This window comes from Pseudomonas extremorientalis, from assembly GCF_001870465.1.
Classification (GTDB): Bacteria; Pseudomonadota; Gammaproteobacteria; order Pseudomonadales; family Pseudomonadaceae; genus Aquipseudomonas; species Aquipseudomonas extremorientalis.
Map to the genome: position 1 here is coordinate 88,695 of NZ_MDGK01000041.1, position 19,936 is coordinate 108,630.

Consider the following 19,936-nt stretch of genomic DNA (forward strand, 5'->3'; position numbering starts at 1 on the left):
CTCTCTCGCGCTGTGGTCAGCTTACGGCGGGACTTTCACCCACAAGATTGCGCCTATGCTGGGCGCACAAAAAAGGGAAGCCGAAGCTTCCCCTGTTCAAGTGAGCGGGCGCCTTAAAAATCGTAACGCATGCCGACGTTGACACCCCACGGCTGATCGATCTTCTTGCCCTTGCTGGTTTCGAAGTCGGCATGCAGCTTGACGTTCTCCGACACCGACATCGCAATGCCAGCAGCCAACTCGATGCGTGAGCCAGACAGGTCATTGTTGAAGCTCTGATCGTTGATGAATACCTTGTTGCTCTGGTCAAACTCATGGGCCAGCGCAGTACGCAGGTACGGCTGCAACACACCGCCGCTCTCCAGCTGGATGTTCTTGCCTACCGTCACACCGGCTTTACCCACCACCGAGCTGGAACGATCACCCTTGGCGTGCAGGCCGTTGGACAATTCATAGCTCTGCGCCTGGGTAATGGTCGCTGCCAACTGGCCGTAGGGCTCGACGAAATAGTCGTTATCCAACTTGATGTGGCGACCCACTTCTACCGAGGCGCCCACAGCGTTCTGCGCGTAGTTTCCCTTGGCTTTCTTGCCGTCGCTCATGGTGACGTCAACGTTGTTATGCAGGCGGTTCAACTTGGCCACGCCGTCGAAGTACAGGCCGCTTTCGGCGTCCATCCAGGTGGCATAGCCGCCCACGTAGTAGCTCTTGACCTCACCCTTGCTGCCACGGTTCAGGCTCAGGTCCGAGGTGCTGTGACCGGCCATCACACCAGCCAGCCATTGGCCATCACCACTGGACAACGGCGCATCGGCACCAATGGTGAAACCCTTCTGGGCTTGCGTGTAACCCGCACCGTTCTTGTTGGCGGCTACTTCATGCTTGTTACCGTAGCTGCGCATCCACAGGCCATTGTTCCTGCCCTCGCTGAAGCGCAACTCACCCATGCGGGTACGCAGGATGGACGACTCACCATACAACACGGTGGGTGCGCTGTTGAACAACGCCAGTACCGAATGGGCGCCGGTGCTGGTGCCGCGCCGGGTGGGGTCGAGCAGCCAGTCTGTGCCGTCCTTCTGCAAGCCATAGGCGAAGGCGCCGATGTCCACGGTGTCACCCACCAGAGAGAAGTGTGCGTCGCCGCCCTCTGTGTGCACAACCCTGATCGGCTGGCCGCTGGCCAGTTCAGAACCGGTGGCCGCCAGCAACAGGCTGTGGTTGCCTTCCGCCTTGCCTTCAACATTGAGGAAGTCGGTCTCGTGGGTGGAGAAGTCGGTGTGCATGACGAAGGTGCCTTCGCCTTCCAGGCTTTTCACGTCCAGTTGGTAGAACTCATCTGCACCACCGAAATGCACGGCACCGCCGCCCATTTTCAAGGCCTCGACATTGCTGTCGCCCACCAGTACCCAGTTGGATGCTTCGTTAACGCTCAGCTCGGCCACGTTCTTCAACTGGCCGGTCAGCCAGGAGCCGTTATTGAGTTGCAGCTTGGCGGTACTGCCCTCTTCCACGACAACGTCACCGACCAGGAAGCTGCGGTCGACGTTCATATTGGCGGTGGAGCCACCAATCACCTCAAGGATGTTTCCGTTGCCACCTGTCAGCGTGGAGCCGTTACGCACCTGAATATTCGCTTCGGTGCTGCCATAGGCATCCCCCTCCACCAACAGTGCAGCGCCGTTGCGTCCTTCAACGCTGGTACGGTCCAAGACCAGGGTGCTGTTGTTCAACGTGTCACTTTCGTAACTGAGGCGTACCCCGTTCTCACCGCCACTGATGCGACTGTCGGTTGCATTGGCCGTGGCGCCCCATAACAGGATACCAACGCTATCGTCGGCCGTACCATTGACCTCCGAGCCAGTAAAGTTCAGCTCACTGAACGCCGTGGCAAACGCGCCACGGGTCGAGCCGTTGATAACACTGTTGAACACGTTAAACGTAGAACCCTGCTCGGTGTGAAAGTCACGTACCGCTGAAATGCCCATACCGTTGTGATTGGTGATCGTGCTGCCTTGTATATCTGCAGTGCTACCCTGAAGACTGATGGCGGACACAGCCGAGCTTCTGGCAACGACAGTTGCTCCGTTTAACGAAATTTTCGATCCATTGAAAGCCTGAATGTCCTGAGCGCGGGTGCCGGCGTTCAAGGTCAACTTGCCCGCATTCACGCGGGACTGGTTCATCGTTGCGCCATTGGAGGTCAAGTGGGCGTTCTCACCGATAACCCAATCGTCCTGCATGTGCCCCTGTTCAATGGTGCGTTCCATGCCTGGGTGCAGCTCGGAGCGAGCCTCCACCAGCGAAGCAGACAACATGAAGAAACTGACCACAGGCGCTTGAAGCGCCAGCGCCAGTGGATGTTTTTTAAAAAGTGCGTTGATACTCATTGCATACATACCCGTAAATAGAATTCCCAAAGGAACGAATTGACCGGCACCCAGCGAGATGGGACCAAGCCTCGACGGGCTGCAGATTAGGGATAGAGGGGGAATGGGTATGTAGGATTTATCTGCGTGTGATACTTGAATAAAGAAAGCCAGCAGTAAGACAAAAAAAGAGGAGCTTGTCGCTCCCCTTTATCACTTACCTGTCATGCTCCAGGCCACGGCGTACCGTCGCAGTAAACCGGCCCTGCTGAAACGCCACGCACTAAATACAAGGCTTCGGGTGAGTCCGTCGGTCCGGTGCCGATGATCGGCACGTTATATTTGATCACTACCGAGCCCATACTGTGGTTCGCCTTGTTGATGGGTTTGATGTACGTATCATACGGGCCGATGGATACTGTGAAGCCCAGTTGCTCCTCTTGGGGTGTAAGCGGTCCATAAGGAAATGTATCCGTAGCAGATGCAATAGGCATGGCCCCGTCATCATCACTGCAGGCCGTCCAATGCACCGTGATGATCATGCCGCGCTTCATCAGTTCGGGATCCGGTGGAACTGCCACGCGCGCAAACCTTTGCGGTGCAAGCAACGCCCCGCAACGAATCTCACCCGGCAGCGGCGGTGTTCCCGGCACCTCTGGCAGTGCTCCCAGCACTGTCGGTTTCTGAAGGGCAATGATATTGGCATTGACGTTGATGCTCTGAGGCCCAGAAGTCGCGCGATTGTTTGTACCGGCCACCTCGATTTGATAGTGCAGCGGAATCGTCGTATTGGAATGGCGTTGAATATAGGGCCACGGAACCCTCATGAGAATTTCATCGCCCGGCATTGCCGTTGCAGCCACCACGGGCCGGCTATCGACCAGTTCGTGCATATAGTACAGATGAATGGTGAAATCGCGAGCCGACGGCAACGGCGGATCACTCCACAACTCCACCACGACATCAGCATCCAGGCCGTTGTCGGTGTCATCAAGTTCATTGGTCTTGCCCGACCCCTTTCCGGTCAGCACTGGCAACAGAAGATTGGTGTTGATGGGATCGGGTTTCTCTGGATAGTCCGGCCCCCCCTCGAACAAATCCAAATTGATGACTGTGGCTGTCGGGACTTTATGCGGTACACCGTGGCGGCGTACCGTGTACTCAACCGTCAGACTGATAGGGCCAATACTGGTCCCATACAGTGCCACAAGAACCGAATAACCCACATGAAAATCGAATGGCAACGGTGCTCCACCCAAGGGGAGTGGCCCAACGTCCAGCGTGCCGTGTGTGGTGGTCAAGTGCACGATAAACTCGTCTGCCGTTCGATCAGCAGCATAAGTTGGAATGATCACCAACATGCCGAAAGATTTCGCCGTATCTGGACGATCGATCAGGCGGTCCCCTACCCCCGTCACCGACACAGCGTCCCTGACCCCGCAAGCCGTCAGCACGGGAGCTGGAGTAAGCGCTACTGAGATGGGTAACTCGAATGAGGCATCGCTCACGTTACCTGCGACATCAACGAGCCGGTATTCAAGCTTTCTGGGACCCTCCGCTGCTTCGGCCAAGGCTCGGCTATAACGCACCACCCTATCTGGAAACACCGGGCCCTGAGCGATGATTACATTAGAACCCGCGTAGGACAGTCGCCAGAAGTCACCTGAATCAGCCCCTTCCGCCGCGTAATCGGGAATCCCAAAGGGGACGCCCCCTCCAGCATCATGAGACGCCAGAAAAGTCTCGGTAAGGCTACCTGGCCAACCTGCAGGCAGCGTCAAAGCACGGGGTACGTAAGGAACGCTATCGTAGGGAGCGGTACGGTCGACCACCAAAGGCAATTGGCGGGAGCCGGAAGGATTACCTCCCGGACCGCCCGACGTTATCTTATAGCTGACGTGGTGGAGCCCTTCTGTCAGCAGTCTCCTCGGAATTCGTGTGGAATAGAACATGGGGAGTGGAGTGGAAAAAAAAACCGGTTCGCTGACGACCAAACCTGATTCAAAGTTACCGATATCGTCAAAGTGAAGGTCTAGAACATCCGCTCTTGCTGGGTTCATAGGGGTTGGAACCCAGGTAGACAGCGGGATATCAATCTGTAGAAACGGAGCATCTGAAGCGTCACGCGATATCAGTCCCGGATAGTTGGCCTCGTCGACCAAACCATCAATTAGCGGATCATCCAAGGCTATCGGCACGGGTGTAACACTCAGCGTTGGTTTTTTAAGGTTCCTGTTGATATTTTTCATTTCTAACCGCCTATGATCTGATTTAATTTCTTACAGTCGTCTATTGCATGAGCACCACAGATCTTCCACGCAAACACTGCCTCTTGCGCCGGTTGAAAAAGCGAAACTTCCTCTCAGCACATAAGCCTCAACTTACCGCTACTAAAAATCAGCTACCGTCGCAAAACCCCGTATCACCAGGGAAACAAACCTTCCCGCTCCCCGCAGACACTCGATCAATCCTGACCAGGCGATCAGTAGACTTCCCAATGGGAACGCCGCCACGCAACAAGCGATAACGTGCGTACGCAGAAGCATAGTTTTGCATCGGCTCGATTTTTTCCCAGGGCCAAACCCTTATCTTCACGCCGTTGGCTACATCAGCAGGGCTGTCTAATGGAACTTGCTCCACAAAATCAGTCCCCGGAATGGAAGGAGGAGCCCCAGCATTGTCGGTGTAACCTTCACAACTAAACTCAATGACATCATGCAACTGGAAAGAAGCATCATGAGGTACTTGCCATATCACACCTTCACAAATGGGTGGCCGGGAATTGCATGTCAAATACTGGGCGCCCCCATGTAACGTATGTTGGATTGTCGGTGGCCTAAGTACTATCAAAGGATCAATATGAACATTCACCAACGTTGTCGGTGAGTCTTGTTCATTCACACCGTTGGTGGTCACATAGAAAACGGGGAGTTGAGGATGATTGCCACCTGCCGTTATCACACTGCCAGGTATATCAGGCAAGAACCGGACGGGCTGGTCGAACACATCTCCCGTCTGAACAACGTAGTGAGCAACCGCCCCCACTGTTCCCCAATGAAGTGTCAACCGTTCTCCAGCAACTGGCACCATATACAGCCGTACCCAAACTTGCGCGCCCAGCGTCTCATCCCGAATATCAAGTTCATTATGTAATCCCGACCCCAGTCCAAAAACATCCACCCTCGACAACGACGTGTTGAGTCTCGCGGGCGCGTTAGCGTGGTCCTGACCGGCAATTGTCAAATCCACCCAAAAAAAATCCGAGGGCGATGGAACCGGGGGGATACCTGCGCGATGGATTTCATAATGCGCCTGTATTTGCTCCCGAACCAAAGTCCCGGGAGGCCGCAAAATGCTCCAAGGTATATCGACCCAACTTGGGAACCCCGTGATAGGTCGCGGTGGGAGAACCGGACGGCCGTCCCAAAAGAACAAGACGTTGTCCCCCGGCGCAAAGTCGTCATATTGGGTAGGGATACCCGCTGCGACGATCGCCCGTGCATCTTCGCGATCGATCAGTAGATCATCATAGGCCGGAGGTCGGATCTGGGGACGCGGTAGATTGCTGGGGATGGCAAGCAGGTTGACCTGGAACGTCAGCGGGGCGCTTAATCCGGAAAAGTTACCAGCGCGATCATACAAACGATATTGCAGGTGGTTTGTACCGTTTCTGAGTGTGCGAAACACGCCTGAAGAAACTCTCAAGATCAAGGGTGCATCAATGAAATCGAAGGTTTCACGCCCCTTCAGGATCGCCGGCACCGGGGGTACATTATGATCCAGGTAGTATCCGATCTCATCGCGCCCGGCCCTGTCGATGTAGTCGGGTACCAGAAATTCAATGGTCGGGTTGGCAGCAAGTACATCCTCAGTGATGCCCGTCAAGGCAATATCCGGGTCAACGAATTGAGCTGTTTCGTCCGGATCAATAAATCGAGGAGGGTTGTTATCAACAGTGAGCTTGGAAGGCTGTGATGGAACGCTAAAGCCAGTTTCGTCCACAATTGTGAAGTAAACATGAGCGACCGCATCAATTTCCCGCATGTAATCGGCAGGTACATACAGAGAATAGGGAAAGTCCGCCGGGTTCAGTGGGCCGGTGAACGGATGCTCGTCGGCCAATACATCGATCCCTTGAATCCGCCACCACAGTTTAAGCGTCTCGACTCGACCCTGCGATGGACCCGGAATCCATTGAGGAATGCGACACTCCAAGGGTGCTAGCGAGACGGAAAGACGAATCAGGCCATCAGGATCAGTTGGATCTACCCCAACAATTTCTTCAAAGTCTCCATGCATATTAACCCCCGCAGCAGCATGCAGCAGGACGGTCTGATGTGACACGAACGGGCTGGAAGCGGGCATTTTCGGGCTCCTATCTTTGGTGACGTGAAAGGAGTAAACACCCGTCGCCAATACCGCGAAACTGTCAGAATTAACAGGTAGCCCGACCATTCGTCACTTTAAGAAAAGCCCCGCGCCCCAGACATTACTCCATTCCCGCTTGACGACCTTTCGCGATTAGTGTCTCCTGAAACCGGTTTCAAACCTTGTATTTCCTGTAACACGCTAAATAAATCCTAATAAGAAAGGCCCATAACCGTGACGTCATTTTCCGCCGCCCAACGCAGCCGCGTGACCATGCTCGACGTCGCCGAGCGCGCTGGCGTATCCAAGGCCAGTGTGTCGCGCTTTATCGGCGACGACCGCGCCCTGCTCTCCGATGCCATCGCCCGGCGCATCGAACAGGCCATCGACGAACTCGGCTACCGCCCCAACCAGATGGCCCGTGGTTTGAAGCGCGGGCGCACGCGCCTGATCGGCATGCTGGTAGCCGATATCCGCAACCCCTATTCCATTGCCGTGATGCACGGCGCCGAGACCGCCTGCCGCCAGCACGGCTACAGCCTGGTGGTGTGCAACACCGACCGCGATGACGAACAGGAGCGCCAGCACCTGGCGGCGTTGCGTTCGTACAACATCGAAGGGCTGATCGTGAATACCCTCGGCCATCACTTGGACCAATTGCTGGAACTGCAACGGGAAATGCCCTTGGTGCTGGTGGACCGCAAGGTCGAGCCGCTGCACAGCGACCTGGTCGGCCTGGACAACCCGGCGGCGGTGCGTATGGCCGTGGAACACCTCGAGCGACAGGGTTACCGCGATGTGCTGATGGTCAGTGAAGCCACCGATGGCACCAGTTCGCGCCTGGAGCGCCTGGACAGTTTCAAGGCTGAAATCGCCAGCCGCCCGGCATTGACCGGCGCTGTGCTGGCGTTGGATGAAACACTGCAACAACACCTGCACACCTTTCTTGCCAAACCTGGCCCCAAGGCACTGTTCTGTGCCAACGGCGTGGCGGCGCTGGCCTGCACCCGTGCGCTGAAGAACCTGGGTTGCAACCTGTTCGACGACATCGGCCTGATCGCCCTGGATGACCTGGACTGGTACCCGCTGGTAGGCACGGGTATTACCGCCCTCGCCCAGCCGACCGCATCCATCGGTGCAACGGCATTCGATTGCCTGCTCAAGCGCTTGCGCGGCGATACCGAGCCAACACGTACCCTGGATTTCCTGCCCGAGCTGATCGTCCGTGGTTCGACCCGGCCCCTCTAAAAAATTTTGAACAAAAATGAAACCGGTTTCAGAGGTAAACAACAATGCATAAATACCCCGTCTCCATCAGCCTTTCCAGCTACGGCGCCGACTTGGTACGCCAGCAAGGCCAGTCGAGTTTTGTCGAGGTTCTCGCCGCCGCCGGCGCCCAGCGCATCGAATGGCGCGAAGAGCTTTTAACCCATGAACAGCCCCAGGAACTGGCCGAGGCCGCGGCGAATCAGGACCTGGAATCGGTGTTCTCATCGCCCCTGGAACTGTGGGTCGCCGGCCGCGCCCAACCGAATGCCGAGCTGGCAGCAACCCTGGATCGTGCGCAGGCTTTTGGCGCACGCTGGCTCAAGGTCTCCCTCGGCTACTTCACCGACACCAACGACCTGGAAAGCCTGCACGCCCTGCTCAACCGCCACCCGGTCCGCCTGTTGGTAGAGAACGACCAGACCCTGCACGGCGGCCGCATCGAACCCCTGCAGCGCTTCTTCACCGAAGTGGAGCGCCTGGGCCTGCCGGTGAAGATGACCTTCGACATCGGCAATTGGCAATGGCAGGACCAATCCGCCCTCACCGCCGCGCGCCTGCTGGGCCGGCATGTGGATTACCTGCACTGCAAGGCCGTGGCCCGTCGCCCGGATGGCAAGCTGGTCGCTGTGCCGCCGGGCGCCACCGACCTGCATCTGTGGGAACAACTGCTCAAGCATATGACTCAAGGGATTACCCGGGCGGTGGAATTCCCGCTGCAAGGCGATGACCTGGTCGAGGTCACCACCCGGCACATTGCCGCCCTCGCCATCCTTGGCCAACCGCGCGTGGAGAATGCCCATGTCTGAGATCGATATCCTGTCGTTTGGGGAAACCATGGCGATGTTCGTCGCCGAACAGACCGGCGACCTGGCGCAAGTGGCGCAGTTTCACAAGCGCATTGCCGGGGCGGACAGCAACGTCGCCATCGGCCTGTCACGCCTGGGCTTCAACGTGGCCTGGCTGAGCCGGGTCGGCAATGATTCTCTCGGCCGCTTTGTGGTCGACACCCTGAGCAAAGAAGGCCTGGACTGCCGGCATGTGGCGGTCGACCCGTTGCACTCCACCGGCTTTCAGCTCAAGTCCCGTGAAGAAACGGGTGATGACCCTCAGGTCGAGTATTTCCGCAAAGGCTCGGCAGCCAGCCACTTGTCCGTCGCTGCCATCAGCCCTGCCCTGCTGCAAGCCCGCCATCTGCATGCCACCGGCATTCCGCCGGCGTTGTCCGCCGCCACCCGCGAGTTGTCCGCCGAGCTGATGACCCAGATGCGCAAGGCCGGGCGCAGCGTGTCGTTCGACCCCAACCTGCGCCCATCGTTGTGGGCCAACCAACAGACGATGATCCGCGAAATCAACGCCCTCGCTGGCCTGGCCGATTGGGTCCTGCCGGGCCTGGGTGAAGGTCGCCTGCTGACCGGCTTCGAGGACCCGGCCGATATCGCCGCGTTCTACCTCGACCAGGGCGCCGAAGCCGTGGCGATCAAGCTTGGCCCGGACGGCGCCTATTACCGCACCCAGATGGACCAGGGCTTCGTCGCCGCCGTGCGGGTGGACAAGGTGGTCGACACCGTTGGCGCCGGCGACGGTTTTGCCGTGGGCATGATCAGCGCCCTGCTGGAAAACCTCAGCTTTCCCGAGGCGGTGCAGCGCGGCAACTGGATCGGCAGCCGCGCCGTGCAAAGCCGTGGCGATATGGAAGGCTTGCCCACCCGTTCAGAGTTACCGATTCGATCCGTTGCCTGACCCATTCCCTGTTGCCACAACTACAACAAGCTCAGGAGCAACCCCATGGACACCGTGAAACTCGCCACCCGCCGTTGGTGGTACATCATGCCCATCGTTTTTATCACCTACAGCCTGGCGTACCTGGACCGCGCCAACTATGGCTTCGCCGCCGCCTCCGGGATGGCCGAAGACCTGATGATCACCCCCGGCATGTCGTCGTTGCTGGGCGCGCTGTTTTTCCTTGGCTACTTTTTCTTCCAGGTGCCGGGGGCGATCTACGCGCAGAAACGCAGTGTCAAGAAGCTGATCTTCGTCAGCCTGATCCTGTGGGGCGGCCTCGCCACCCTGACCGGCGTGGTGTCCAACGCCTACATGCTGATCGTGATTCGCTTCATGCTCGGCGTAGTGGAAGCTGCCGTGATGCCGGCGATGCTGGTGTACCTGTGCCACTGGTTCACCCGTGCCGAGCGCTCGCGCGCCAATACCTTCCTGATCCTCGGCAACCCGGTGACCATGCTGTGGATGTCCGTGGTGTCGGGCTATCTGGTGCAGCATTTCAGCTGGCGCTGGATGTTTATCATCGAAGGCCTGCCAGCCGTGCTGTGGGCGTTTATCTGGTGGAAGCTGGCCGATGAGCGTCCAAAGGATGCCAAGTGGCTGAGCGACGCCGAGAAACAGGACCTGGAAACCGCGCTGGCCGCCGAGCAAGTCGGGATCAAGGCGGTGAAGAACTATGCCGAAGCGTTCCGCTCGCCCAAGGTGATCATCCTGGCGCTGCAGTTCTTTTGCTGGAGCATCGGCGTGTATGGCTTTGTACTGTGGCTGCCGTCGATTCTCAAGCAAGGCTTGCAGATGGACATGGTCGAAGCCGGCTGGCTGTCGGCGCTGCCTTACCTGGCGGCGGTGATCGGCATGCTGGTGGTGTCGTGGGGCTCGGACAAGCTGCAAAAACGCAAGCGCTTCGTATGGCCGCCGTTGCTCATTGCTTCGATTGCTTTCTACGCGTCCTACGTGCTCGGCGCCGAACACTTCTGGTGGTCCTACACCCTGCTGGTCATTGCCGGCGCGTGCATGTATGCGCCGTACGGACCGTTTTTCGCCATCGTCCCGGAAATTCTCCCGGCCAACGTCGCCGGGGGCGCCATGGCGCTGATCAACAGCATGGGCGCCCTGGGTTCATTCGGCGGCTCGTACCTGGTGGGCTATCTCAATAGCAGCACCGGTTCGCCTGGCGCCTCTTACCTGCTGATGAGCGGTGCGTTGCTGCTGTCGGTGGTGCTGACGATTTTTCTCAAGCCCGGCGCCAGTGACCGTACGCCGGCGCCCAACCCGGAATTGAAGGTAAAGACCGCATGAAAAAGTCTGTCGTGTTGTACAAGAAACTCTCGGCACCGTTGATGGCCCGCCTGCATGAACAGACCGAGGTCACGCTGATCGAAGCGTTGGACGAGACCGGCCTGGCCAAGTTGCGCGCCGCCCTGCCCGGCGCCCACGGCCTGTTGGGCGCAAGCCTGCGCCTGGACGCCAGGCTGCTGGACCTGGCGCCACGACTGGAGGCGGTGGCGAGCGTGTCGGTGGGCGTCGACAACTATGATATCGACTACCTCACCGAGCGCGGCATCCTACTCAGCAATACGCCGGATGTGCTCACCGAAACCACTGCCGACACGGGTTTTGCGCTGATCCTGGCCACCGCGCGCCGTGTGGTCGAACTGGCCGACATGGTGCGCGCCGGCCAGTGGAGCAAAAACATCGGCCCGGCGCATTTCGGCAGCGACGTGCATGGCAAGACCCTCGGCATCATCGGCATGGGCCGCATCGGCGAAGCGTTGGCCCAGCGCGGGCATTTTGGTTTCGGCATGCCGGTGATCTACCACAGCCATTCGCCCAAGCCTGCGGTGGAAGCCCGTTTTGGCGCGCAGTACCGCAGCTTGAACGAGTTGCTGCAACAGGCCGACTTTGTCTGCCTGACGTTGCCACTGACCGCCGAAACCGAGAAACTCATCGGCGCCGAACAGTTTGCGTTGATGGGCCCGGAGACGATCTTTATCAATATCTCGCGGGGCAAGGTAGTGGATGAGGCCGCGCTGGTGGAGGCATTGCAACAGCGCACCATTAGGGCGGCGGGGCTGGATGTGTTCGAGAAGGAGCCGCTGGATCATGCCTCGCCGTTGTTGCGCCTGAACAATGTGGTGGCCACGCCGCATATCGGCTCGGCGACCCATGAGACGCGGGAGGCGATGGCGACGTGTGCGGTGGAGAATCTGTTGCAGGCGCTGGCCGGCCAAAGGCCGAAAAACCTGGTGAATGCAGCAGCGTGGAAACAGTAGTTCCTGACCCACCCCAAAACAAATGTGGGAGGGGGCTACACCCCGATCTGGGTGGATCAGTTATAGATATGTCGACTGACACTCCGCCATCGGGGGCAAGCCCCCTCCCACATTTAAATCACATTATTTCAGCCAGCTAAATAACGAACCTGGCCACCATCCCATTCAGGTCCACCGCCAACCGCGACAGCTCATGGCTGGCCGCGCTGGTCTGGTTGGCACCCGCCGCCGACTGGGTCGCCAGGTCACGGATATTGACCAGGTTGCGGTCCACTTCGCGGGACACCTGGGCCTGTTCTTCCGAGGCGCTGGCGATCACCAGGTTGCGTTCGTTGATCAGGCTGATGGATTGGGTGATCTGCTCCAGGGCCACACCGGCGGCGCGGGCCATTTCCAGGGTGTCCTGGGTGCGCTGGTTGCTCTGCTGCATGGACTGTACGGCTTCACCGGTGCCGTTCTGGATACCGGCGACCATCTTCTCGATCTCCTGCGTCGACTGCGCCGTGCGGTGGGCCAATGCCCGCACTTCGTCGGCCACCACCGCAAAGCCACGCCCGGCCTCACCGGCACGTGCCGCTTCGATGGCGGCGTTAAGCGCCAGCAGGTTGGTCTGTTCGGCAATCGCGCGGATCACGTCCAGCACCTTGCCAATGTCCCGGCCTTGGGTGGCCAGGCCTTCGATCATCGCGGCAGTGGTCTGCACGTCCTGGGTCATGGTCTGGATCGCGCCGACGGTTTCCACCACGCGGTCGCGCCCTTCCCGCGCCGCCTGGTTGGACTGGGTCGACGCCTCGGAGGTGGACACCGCGTTGCGCGCCACTTCTTCCACCGCCGCAGTCATCTCGTTGACCGCCGTAGCGGCCTGGTCGATTTCATTGTTCTGTTGCTGCAGGCCCTTGGAGGCCTCCTCGGTGACCGCACTCAGCTCTTCAGCGGCAGACGCCAGCTGGGTGGCCGACCCCGCAATGTGCTGGATGGTCTGGCGCAGGTTGCCTTGCATGGTCGACAAGGCGTTGAGCAAGCGCGCCGGTTCGTCCTTGCCGTCGTCTTCAATGGTCTTGGTCAGGTTGCCACCGGCAATGGTTTCGGCCACCTCCACGGCTTTGCGCAAGGGGGCGACAATGCTGCGGGTCAGCAGCCAGGCCAGCAATACCGTGAGCAATGCGGCGGCAACCGAAACGACAATAGCGCCAGTGATGGCACTGCTGTAATTTTGCCCGGCGTCCTCGTTGGCTTGCTTGGCATCCGCCGCGTTGATGGCGATCAGCTTGTTCAGCTGTTCGCCCATCTGGTCGGTGCCGTCCTTGATCCGCGTGTTGATCAGGGTCCGCATCTCATCGACCTTGTTCTCCCTGGACAGCGCCAGCATCTCGGCCTGAGCCTTGAGATAGTTGTCCAGGGTGGTCGTGAATACCTTGTACAGGGCGGCCTCCTCGGGGCCGGCAGGCAAGGCTGCGTAACTGGCCTGGGCGGTCTTCACCTTGTCGGCGAGCACGCCGATACGCACTTCAGCTTCCTGAAGGCCGGCAGGCTCACGGTTGACCAGCACGCGGAACGAAAGGATGCGCATACGCAGCACATTTTCGGTGATCACCGACAGTGACGTCACGCTCGGCAGCTGATTGGTACTCATGTCCACCGAGGCTTGGCGGATCAGCGTCATACGGTTGACCGCAAATACCCCCAATACAACCACTAACACAGCAATAAACGCGAAACCGAGAGAAGCGCGAGGAGCGATATTCAGATTACGGATGGACATGGGGGTGCTCTCAAAAGTAGTGTCTGCGCGCGTCCCTGCCGCGAAACGATCTGTCAGCGTCAACGCACTGCCAAGACCTTGGTCACCACCGTTGTCATTAGTATGTGGGCCTAACCACGCTATCGGCAGGCGCTGTGGTTTCCCGCAGGGGCTTTATAAATATTTTTTTACACTTCTGACGACAGGCAGTTTCTGGCATCCTGCGCCTCCATTTTCTGACCCGAGCCCGCATTTTGTCTGACGCTCAAGCCCCGCGCCCCCGCTATAAATCCGACCTGATCTACGGCCTGGAAGACCGCCCGCACTTCACCGCCGCCATATTTGCCGCGCTGCAGCATGTGCTGGCGAGTTTCGTCGGGATCATCACCCCCACCCTGATCGTCGGCGGCGTGCTGGGCCTGGAAAGCGAAGTGCCATACCTGGTGAGCATGGCGCTGTTCGTGTCGGGGCTCGGCACCTTTGTGCAGGCACGCACCTTCGGCCCGATCGGCTCGGGGCTGCTGTGCCTGCAGGGCACCAGTTTTTCGTTTATCAGCGTGATTCTCAGCGCGGGCTTCATGGTCAAGGCCCGGGGCGGCGGCACTGACGAGATCCTCTCGACGATCTTTGGCATCTGCTTTTTCGCCGCGTTTATCGAGGTGGTGCTCAGCCAGTTCATCGGCAAGCTGCGCAAGCTGATTACCCCGGTGGTCACCGGCACCATCATCACACTCATGGGCTTGTCGCTGATCAAGGTGGCGGTTACTGACATGGCCGGCGGGTTTGGCGCCAGCGACCTTGGCGCGGCGAGCAACATGGGCCTGGCGGCGCTGGTGCTGCTGACCATCGTGGTGCTCAACCGCTTCAATAACCCCTTCCTGCGCCTGGGTTCGATTGTGATCGGCCTGACCCTGGGCTTCGTCGTGGCCTGGTTGCTGGGCCGCGTGGACATGGCGGCGCTGCCTGAGGTGCCGTTGATCAGTGTGCCGGTGCCGTTCAAGTACGGGTTCTCGTTCGACTGGGTGGCGTTTATCCCGGTGGCGGTGATCTTCCTGATCTCGCCGCTGGAAGCAGCCGGTGACCTGACGGCCAACTCGATGATTTCCCAACAGCCGGTCAAGGGCCCGCTGTATATCAAGCGCATCAAGTCCGGCCTGCTGGCCGATGGTCTCAATTCGGCGATGGCCGCCACCTTCAACAGCCTGCCGATGGTGACCTTCGCCCAGAACAACGGCGTGATCCAGTTGACCGGCGTAGCCAGCCGCTACGTGGCGTACTTCATCGCCGGCCTGCTGGTGCTGCTGGGGCTGTTTCCGATGATCGGTGCGGTGCTGCAACTGATGCCCAAGCCGGTACTGGGCGGCGCCACCCTGATCATGTTCGGCACCGTGGCCGTCGCTGGGATCAAGATCCTTGCCGAAGCCGGGTTGCATCGGCGCAATGTGCTGATCGTGGCGATCTCCCTCGGCATGGGCCTGGGCGTCGCCGCCGTGCCGGAAGTATTGCGCGAGCTGCCCAAGGCGCTGCACAACATCTTCGAGTCGCCGATCACCGTGGGCGCTTTCTGTGCAATCGTGCTGAACATTTTCCTGCCGGAAGAGTTCATAGAGCTGGAAGAAGATGAATTTGATCCGGAGTCCTCTACCCTCAAAGTGATGCAGGACCCGGACGTCACGAAATAGGAGCACCTTTGTATGCGCAGGCTCATGGTTCTATCGCTGTTGCTGCTGACCTTGAGCGCCTGTGCGCTGTTCCCCAACCGTGATCCGGTGAACATCAACGTAGTGGGCATCGAGCCCCTGCAAAGCCAGGACCTGGAAGTGCGCTTCGCCGTGAAACTGCGGGTGCAGAACCCCAATGAAACGGCGATCGACTACAACGGCGTGGCCCTGGACCTGGAGGTCAATGGCCGACCGTTGGCGTCGGGGGTGAGTGACCAGAGCGGCTCCATCCCGCGTTTTTCCGAGACGGTCCTGATGGTGCCGGTAAGTGTTTCGGCGTTTTCCGTGTTGCGTCAGACCCTGGGCCTGAGCCAGACCCAGAGCCTGAACAACCTGCCCTACGTGCTGCGGGGCAAACTGGCGGGTGGGCTGTTCGGTACGATGCGCTTTGTGGACCGTGGCACGCTGGACTTGCCCAATACCGCCACCTGGTAATTGACGCGGCTCACTTGTGGCGAGCGGGCGTGCCCCGCGTTGGGCTGCGTAGCAGCCCCAGCCCAGGCTCCACACAGTGTCAGACAAAAACGGTCGCTGGCTTCAGGGCGGCTTCGCCACCCAACGCGGGCAAGCCCGCTCGCCACAGGATTTTGCTCAATCCGTCAGGTAGCGCACGCCGGGCCTGGCGCGCTCGTCCACCACCAACTCGAAGATATCCGGCCGGGCATAATGCCCCACCACGTCATAGTCATACCGCGCGCGTACCAAGTCATCCGTATTGATTTGCGCCGTCAGCAGCCCGGCTTCGCCGAGTAGCGGCCCGGCGAGAATATCGCCCATCGGCCCGACAATCACACTGCCGCCCGCAATCAACGGGCGCTCCGAAGGCCAGTTGGCCACCTCGATACCCAACGCCTCGGGCGAGGCCTGCACCTGGCACGCGCTGACCACAAAGCAACGCCCTTCATGCGCCACATGACGCATGCTCACCTGCCACATCTCGCGCTCATCCACCGTCGGCGCGCACCACACTTCCACGCCCTTGGCATACATCGCCGTACGCAGCAGCGGCATCATGTTTTCCCAGCACACTGCCCCGCCGACACGGCCCACTGCGGTGTCGATCACCGGCAGCGTCGAACCGTCGCCCTTGCCCCAGATCAGCCGTTCGGTGCCGGTGGGCATCAACTTGCGGTGCTTGGCCACCAGGCCACCCGCCGGCTCGAAGTACAGCACGGTGCAATACAGGGTGCTGCCACTGCGCTCGATCACGCCGAGCACCAGGCTGGCGCCGGTACGTGCGGACAAGCCGGCCAGTGCCTCGGTTTCCACACCTGGGACATCGATGGCATTGGCAACGTAACGGGCGAAGGCTTCGCGGCCTTCCGGCAGGCGGTAACCCAGCTGTGTGCCGAACGCCTCGCCCTTGGGATAACCACCCAGCAGCGCTTCAGGCATCACCACCAATTGCGCGCCGCTGCGCAGGATCTGGTCCTCATAACTCAGGATTTGCGCCAGGGTTTCACCCTTGCCGCCGGGCAAGGAACCGATTTGCAGGGCCGCCACAGTAGAAACAGGCATCACGATCACTCCAGGTAAAGGGGGTTGCCCATTCTCCCGCCAGCCTCGATCATGAATAAAGCCCACTTCAGTGCTGAATGATATGAGCCAAATAAATATCGACCAGGTCGATCTCAACCTGCTGAAAACCTTCGAAGCGTTGCACGACGAGTCCAGCGCCAGTCGCGCAGCCTTGCGCCTTGGCGTCACGCAATCGGCGATCAGCGCGGGGTTGCGGCGCTTGCGCGAGGTGTATGGGGATCAATTGTTCGTGCGTACCGGGCGCGGCCTGGCGCCGACGTTGCGGGCCAACCAGTTGAAACCGGTGATCAGTGAGGCGCTGGACCGCTGTCGGCAGAGCCTGGCAATGGTCAACCCGGATAACCAGCAGTATCAGGGCCGCTCAGTGGTGCTGGGGTTATCCGATGATTTCGAGCTGGCCTACGGCCGCCGATTGATCGAAGCGATTGCACAACGTGCGCCCAAACTGCGGGTAATTTTCCGTCAGACCCACAGCCAGATCGTCGCCGGCGCCCTGCTCGACCGCACCCTGGACCTGGCAATCACCGCCGGCGGTTTTGCCCAGGGCAGGCTGAGCCGCCAGGTGCTGGGGGAAGGTGATTATCGTTGCCTGGTGGATTCGGACCAGGCACACATCAGCCTGGACGAATTCGTCACGCGTGAGCACATTTTGGTGTCGTCAGGCGGGTTTATCGGCATCACCGACGAAGGCCTGGCGGCGCAGGGCCTGAACCGCCAGGTGTGCGCGTCGACCAGCCACTTTGCCGCACTGCCCTTTTTGCTCAAGGGCAGCCAAGCCGTGGCGACCATTCCAAGGCATGCGGCCCAGGCCATTGCCGAGATGACCGGCCTGCGCGTATTGCCCTGCCCGCTGGCACTGCCGCGCTACCCGGTGGAGCTGGGCTGGCGCACCCAGGCGCAGCTGGATCCGCTGTTGTTGAAAGTACGTGAAGCCATCGTGGCGGGCTTTACTTGCTGGCCGCCATCAGCTTGTTGACTTCGCTGCGCACCATGTTGGAAAACTCCGGCGGCGACATGCCGTCAAGCTCTGCGCGAACCCATTCGGCCCACTTGCCCTTGCGCTTGGCGCGCTCACCGAACAAGCGTGCAGCTTCGCCCTTGGCTTTGCCCAGGTTGGTCTGCCACAGGTCGTAGAGGCGGGACTTTTCATCTTCCAGCTCGGCGCGTTCGGCGAGGGTCTTGTTGGCGAGATTGAAGCTCATGTTGAATTACCTGCTGCACAAATAGGCTACATCTTACACTGTAGGTCGAAATTTCCTGATTCGGATTTTGCTCAAGAACAGGCAGCGGCAAAAAAACTGCAACTTTTGCCGCTGGGCAACACTCCATTGTTCACTGCCACATTCACTCGCAAGGAGTCACACAATGGCCCGCAAAACCGCTGCCCAAGCCGTCGAAGACCAAATCAAGGACCAAGCCTTCAGCGAACTCACCGCGCTGATCGAAGAATCGGACAAACTGCTCAAGAGCAGCGCTTCCCTGGTAGGCGAAGAAGGCGAAACCCTGCGCGAGCAGGTCGCCATCAAGCTCAAGCAAGCCCTGGACTCGGTGTCCAACGTGCGCGAGCGCAGCAAGCCGGTGGTGGATGCCACCGAAACCTACATCGGTGGCCACCCATGGCAGACCGTGGCGATTTCCGCAGGCTTCGGCCTGGTGGTCGGCCTGCTGCTCGGTCGTCGCAACTAAGCGGCTACAGGGGCTGCGCCAGCGGCGCAGCCCTGTTCAACCTTGCGCGATTTCCCGCAAGTGTTCCAACTCTTTGCGATCGACTTCGATCCCCTGCTCCTGCGACTTCGCCCGTGTGCGATGGCGCCGATCCCCCGGTAAACGCCGCAACCCTACCGCATGCATCTGCCGCACCAGCTCCTGGCTGCGCTCGGCAAACGCTTGCCCGGCGGTCTTGCTCGGGTCGATCACGATCAACAGTTGGCCAGTCCAGGGTGTGCGCGCCCCCGGATGATCGGCCCAATTGAACTCGAACGAGAAATTGCCGCCGGTCAACGCTGCTGCCAGCAGTTCGACCATCATCGATAACGCCGACCCTTTGTGCCCGCCAAACGGCAGGAGTGCGCCGCCCTCGAGGATCGCCTTGGGGTCCTGGGTCGGCTGGCCCAGGCTGTCGACGCCCATGCCCGGCGGCAGGCGCTCGCCTTTGCGCGCAGCGATCTGAACATCACCGTGGGCGATGGCGCTGGTGGCCAGGTCAAACACAATCGGCAAGCCATCGGCGCGAGGCGCGGCAAAGGCGATGGGGTTGGTGCCGAACAACGGGCGGTCGGCGCCATGGGGCACCACGCAGGTCATGCTGTTGACCACGCTAAGGGCCACCAGGCCTTCTTCGGCGAACGGCTCGACATCCGGCCACAGGGCGGCGAAGTGGTGGGAGTTATGGATCGCCAGCAGGGCAATGCCGGCACTGCGGGCTTTCTCCACCAGCAGCGCACGTGCGGCTTCGAGCGCCGGCTGGGCAAAGCCGTTGGCGGCGTCCACGCGCACAAACCCTGAGGCGACATCCGTCACCTGGGGCACGGCCTTGCCATTTACCCAGCCACTGGCCAGGGTGCTGATGTAGCCGGGAATACGGAAAATGCCATGGCTGTGGGCGCCATCGCGTTCAGCACTGGCACAGTTGTGGGCGAGGATCGCCGCGACTTCAAGGGACGTACCGTGCCGTACGAACACCTCTTGCAACAGCGCGACCAGTTCAGCGAAAGCGACCGTGACGCGGGAACCCTCAACGACGTTGGACGGCGTAGACATCTGAAGCTCCGATTTTATGATTGGAAGGCGCAACAAGACGAAAGACCATGATTAAACAACGCGCCGACGGCCTGCTGTCAATCGACTTTATCGGCATGGCCGTCTCCGATCAGTTATGTA

Annotated in this window: 16 protein-coding genes; 9 read left to right on the plus strand and 7 right to left on the minus strand. The window is 59.8% G+C overall.

The genetic code is table 11. From position 1 onward, the window contains the following. Nucleotides 1–113 precede the first annotated feature (113 nt). From BFN10_RS16840 to BFN10_RS16850, 3 genes are all read right to left on the minus strand, one after another. On the minus strand, nucleotides 114–2,387 hold the full coding sequence (locus tag BFN10_RS16840) for an autotransporter outer membrane beta-barrel domain-containing protein (protein WP_071490622.1): 2,274 nt from the start codon (nucleotides 2,385–2,387) through the stop codon (nucleotides 114–116). A gap of 203 nt (nucleotides 2,388–2,590) precedes the next feature. After that, nucleotides 2,591–4,615: a hypothetical protein gene (locus BFN10_RS16845; protein ID WP_071490623.1), complete on the minus strand. Its 2,025-nt coding sequence runs from the start codon at nucleotides 4,613–4,615 to the stop codon at nucleotides 2,591–2,593. Between the two features lie 148 nt (nucleotides 4,616–4,763). Beyond that, a complete protein-coding gene (locus BFN10_RS16850) occupies nucleotides 4,764–6,731 on the minus strand; it encodes a hypothetical protein (protein WP_071490624.1) in 1,968 nt (655 codons plus the stop codon). Nucleotides 6,732–6,968: 237 nt separating this feature from the next. Between BFN10_RS16850 and BFN10_RS16855 the strand changes: the two genes are divergently transcribed. From BFN10_RS16855 to BFN10_RS16875, 5 genes are read left to right on the plus strand one after another with little or no spacing between them, the layout of a single operon-like run. Continuing rightward, nucleotides 6,969–7,982, plus strand: a complete 1,014-nt coding sequence (locus BFN10_RS16855; protein ID WP_071490625.1) for a LacI family DNA-binding transcriptional regulator — start codon at nucleotides 6,969–6,971, stop codon at nucleotides 7,980–7,982. A 44-nt stretch (nucleotides 7,983–8,026) separates the two neighbouring features. Beyond that, nucleotides 8,027–8,809, plus strand: a complete 783-nt coding sequence (locus tag BFN10_RS16860; RefSeq protein WP_071490626.1) for a sugar phosphate isomerase/epimerase family protein — start codon at nucleotides 8,027–8,029, stop codon at nucleotides 8,807–8,809. Beyond that, complete coding sequence (locus BFN10_RS16865) at nucleotides 8,802–9,743, plus strand: sugar kinase (protein ID WP_071490627.1); 942 nt, start codon at nucleotides 8,802–8,804, stop codon at nucleotides 9,741–9,743. Before BFN10_RS16860 ends, BFN10_RS16865 begins: the two co-directional genes overlap by 8 nt. A gap of 45 nt (nucleotides 9,744–9,788) precedes the next feature. Further along, complete coding sequence (locus BFN10_RS16870; RefSeq protein ID WP_071490628.1) at nucleotides 9,789–11,081, plus strand: MFS transporter; 1,293 nt, start codon at nucleotides 9,789–9,791, stop codon at nucleotides 11,079–11,081. Continuing rightward, nucleotides 11,078–12,055, plus strand: coding sequence for an NAD(P)-dependent oxidoreductase (locus BFN10_RS16875; RefSeq protein WP_071490629.1), 978 nt, complete (start codon nucleotides 11,078–11,080; stop codon nucleotides 12,053–12,055). The genes BFN10_RS16870 and BFN10_RS16875 overlap by 4 nt, the downstream gene beginning before the upstream one ends. 136 nt (nucleotides 12,056–12,191) lie before the next feature. Here the strand turns inward: BFN10_RS16875 and BFN10_RS16880 are convergent, their stop codons facing one another. Then, nucleotides 12,192–13,817, minus strand: coding sequence for a methyl-accepting chemotaxis protein (locus tag BFN10_RS16880; RefSeq protein ID WP_071490630.1), 1,626 nt, complete (start codon nucleotides 13,815–13,817; stop codon nucleotides 12,192–12,194). 233 nt (nucleotides 13,818–14,050) lie between these two features. Between BFN10_RS16880 and BFN10_RS16885 the strand changes: the two genes are divergently transcribed. Both BFN10_RS16885 and BFN10_RS16890 read left to right on the plus strand, forming a co-directional pair. Continuing rightward, complete coding sequence (locus tag BFN10_RS16885; RefSeq protein ID WP_071490631.1) at nucleotides 14,051–15,478, plus strand: nucleobase:cation symporter-2 family protein; 1,428 nt, start codon at nucleotides 14,051–14,053, stop codon at nucleotides 15,476–15,478. Nucleotides 15,479–15,490: 12 nt separating this feature from the next. After that, nucleotides 15,491–15,952, plus strand: a complete 462-nt coding sequence (locus tag BFN10_RS16890; RefSeq protein ID WP_071490632.1) for an LEA/WHy family protein — start codon at nucleotides 15,491–15,493, stop codon at nucleotides 15,950–15,952. A gap of 156 nt (nucleotides 15,953–16,108) precedes the next feature. Here the strand turns inward: BFN10_RS16890 and BFN10_RS16895 are convergent, their stop codons facing one another. Then, the gene (locus BFN10_RS16895) at nucleotides 16,109–17,035 is read right to left on the minus strand and encodes a carbon-nitrogen hydrolase family protein (RefSeq protein ID WP_071490633.1); all 927 of its coding nucleotides are present in this window, start codon (nucleotides 17,033–17,035) and stop codon (nucleotides 16,109–16,111) included. An 82-nt stretch (nucleotides 17,036–17,117) separates the two neighbouring features. Between BFN10_RS16895 and BFN10_RS16900 the strand changes: the two genes are divergently transcribed. Continuing rightward, nucleotides 17,118–18,032: a LysR family transcriptional regulator gene (locus tag BFN10_RS16900; RefSeq protein ID WP_071490634.1), complete on the plus strand. Its 915-nt coding sequence runs from the start codon at nucleotides 17,118–17,120 to the stop codon at nucleotides 18,030–18,032. On the opposite strand, the gene BFN10_RS16905 is transcribed toward BFN10_RS16900, so the two are convergent. Further along, nucleotides 18,004–18,258 (minus strand): hypothetical protein, encoded by a 255-nt coding sequence (locus BFN10_RS16905; RefSeq protein ID WP_071490635.1) that lies wholly within the window; start codon nucleotides 18,256–18,258, stop codon nucleotides 18,004–18,006. The genes BFN10_RS16900 and BFN10_RS16905 overlap by 29 nt on opposite strands. Nucleotides 18,259–18,421: 163 nt before the next feature. Here BFN10_RS16905 and BFN10_RS16910 point away from each other — a divergent pair, with 163 nt between their 5' ends. Then, nucleotides 18,422–18,742, plus strand: coding sequence for an ElaB/YgaM/YqjD family protein (locus tag BFN10_RS16910; RefSeq protein WP_016979401.1), 321 nt, complete (start codon nucleotides 18,422–18,424; stop codon nucleotides 18,740–18,742). A gap of 36 nt (nucleotides 18,743–18,778) precedes the next feature. Here the strand turns inward: BFN10_RS16910 and BFN10_RS16915 are convergent, their stop codons facing one another. After that, nucleotides 18,779–19,816, minus strand: a complete 1,038-nt coding sequence (locus BFN10_RS16915) for an Ldh family oxidoreductase (RefSeq protein ID WP_071490636.1) — start codon at nucleotides 19,814–19,816, stop codon at nucleotides 18,779–18,781. Nucleotides 19,817–19,936: the final 120 nt, after the last annotated feature.

Excerpts from the sequence above, each read along its gene's own strand:
- BFN10_RS16840 (WP_071490622.1), bottom strand. The coding sequence starts at position 2,387 with ATGAGTATCAACGCACTTTTTAAAAAACATCCACTGGCGCTGGCGCTT.
- BFN10_RS16845 (WP_071490623.1), bottom strand. The coding sequence starts at position 4,615 with ATGAAAAATATCAACAGGAACCTTAAAAAACCAACGCTGAGTGTTACA.
- BFN10_RS16850 (WP_071490624.1), bottom strand. The coding sequence starts at position 6,731 with ATGCCCGCTTCCAGCCCGTTCGTGTCACATCAGACCGTCCTGCTGCAT.
- BFN10_RS16860 (WP_071490626.1), top strand. The coding sequence starts at position 8,027 with ATGCATAAATACCCCGTCTCCATCAGCCTTTCCAGCTACGGCGCCGAC.
- BFN10_RS16865 (WP_071490627.1), top strand. The coding sequence starts at position 8,802 with ATGTCTGAGATCGATATCCTGTCGTTTGGGGAAACCATGGCGATGTTC.
- BFN10_RS16870 (WP_071490628.1), top strand. The coding sequence starts at position 9,789 with ATGGACACCGTGAAACTCGCCACCCGCCGTTGGTGGTACATCATGCCC.
- BFN10_RS16875 (WP_071490629.1), top strand. The coding sequence starts at position 11,078 with ATGAAAAAGTCTGTCGTGTTGTACAAGAAACTCTCGGCACCGTTGATG.
- BFN10_RS16880 (WP_071490630.1), bottom strand. The coding sequence starts at position 13,817 with ATGTCCATCCGTAATCTGAATATCGCTCCTCGCGCTTCTCTCGGTTTC.
- BFN10_RS16890 (WP_071490632.1), top strand. The coding sequence starts at position 15,491 with ATGCGCAGGCTCATGGTTCTATCGCTGTTGCTGCTGACCTTGAGCGCC.
- BFN10_RS16895 (WP_071490633.1), bottom strand. The coding sequence starts at position 17,035 with ATGCCTGTTTCTACTGTGGCGGCCCTGCAAATCGGTTCCTTGCCCGGC.
- BFN10_RS16900 (WP_071490634.1), top strand. The coding sequence starts at position 17,118 with ATGAGCCAAATAAATATCGACCAGGTCGATCTCAACCTGCTGAAAACC.
- BFN10_RS16905 (WP_071490635.1), bottom strand. The coding sequence starts at position 18,258 with ATGAGCTTCAATCTCGCCAACAAGACCCTCGCCGAACGCGCCGAGCTG.
- BFN10_RS16910 (WP_016979401.1), top strand. The coding sequence starts at position 18,422 with ATGGCCCGCAAAACCGCTGCCCAAGCCGTCGAAGACCAAATCAAGGAC.
- BFN10_RS16915 (WP_071490636.1), bottom strand. The coding sequence starts at position 19,816 with ATGTCTACGCCGTCCAACGTCGTTGAGGGTTCCCGCGTCACGGTCGCT.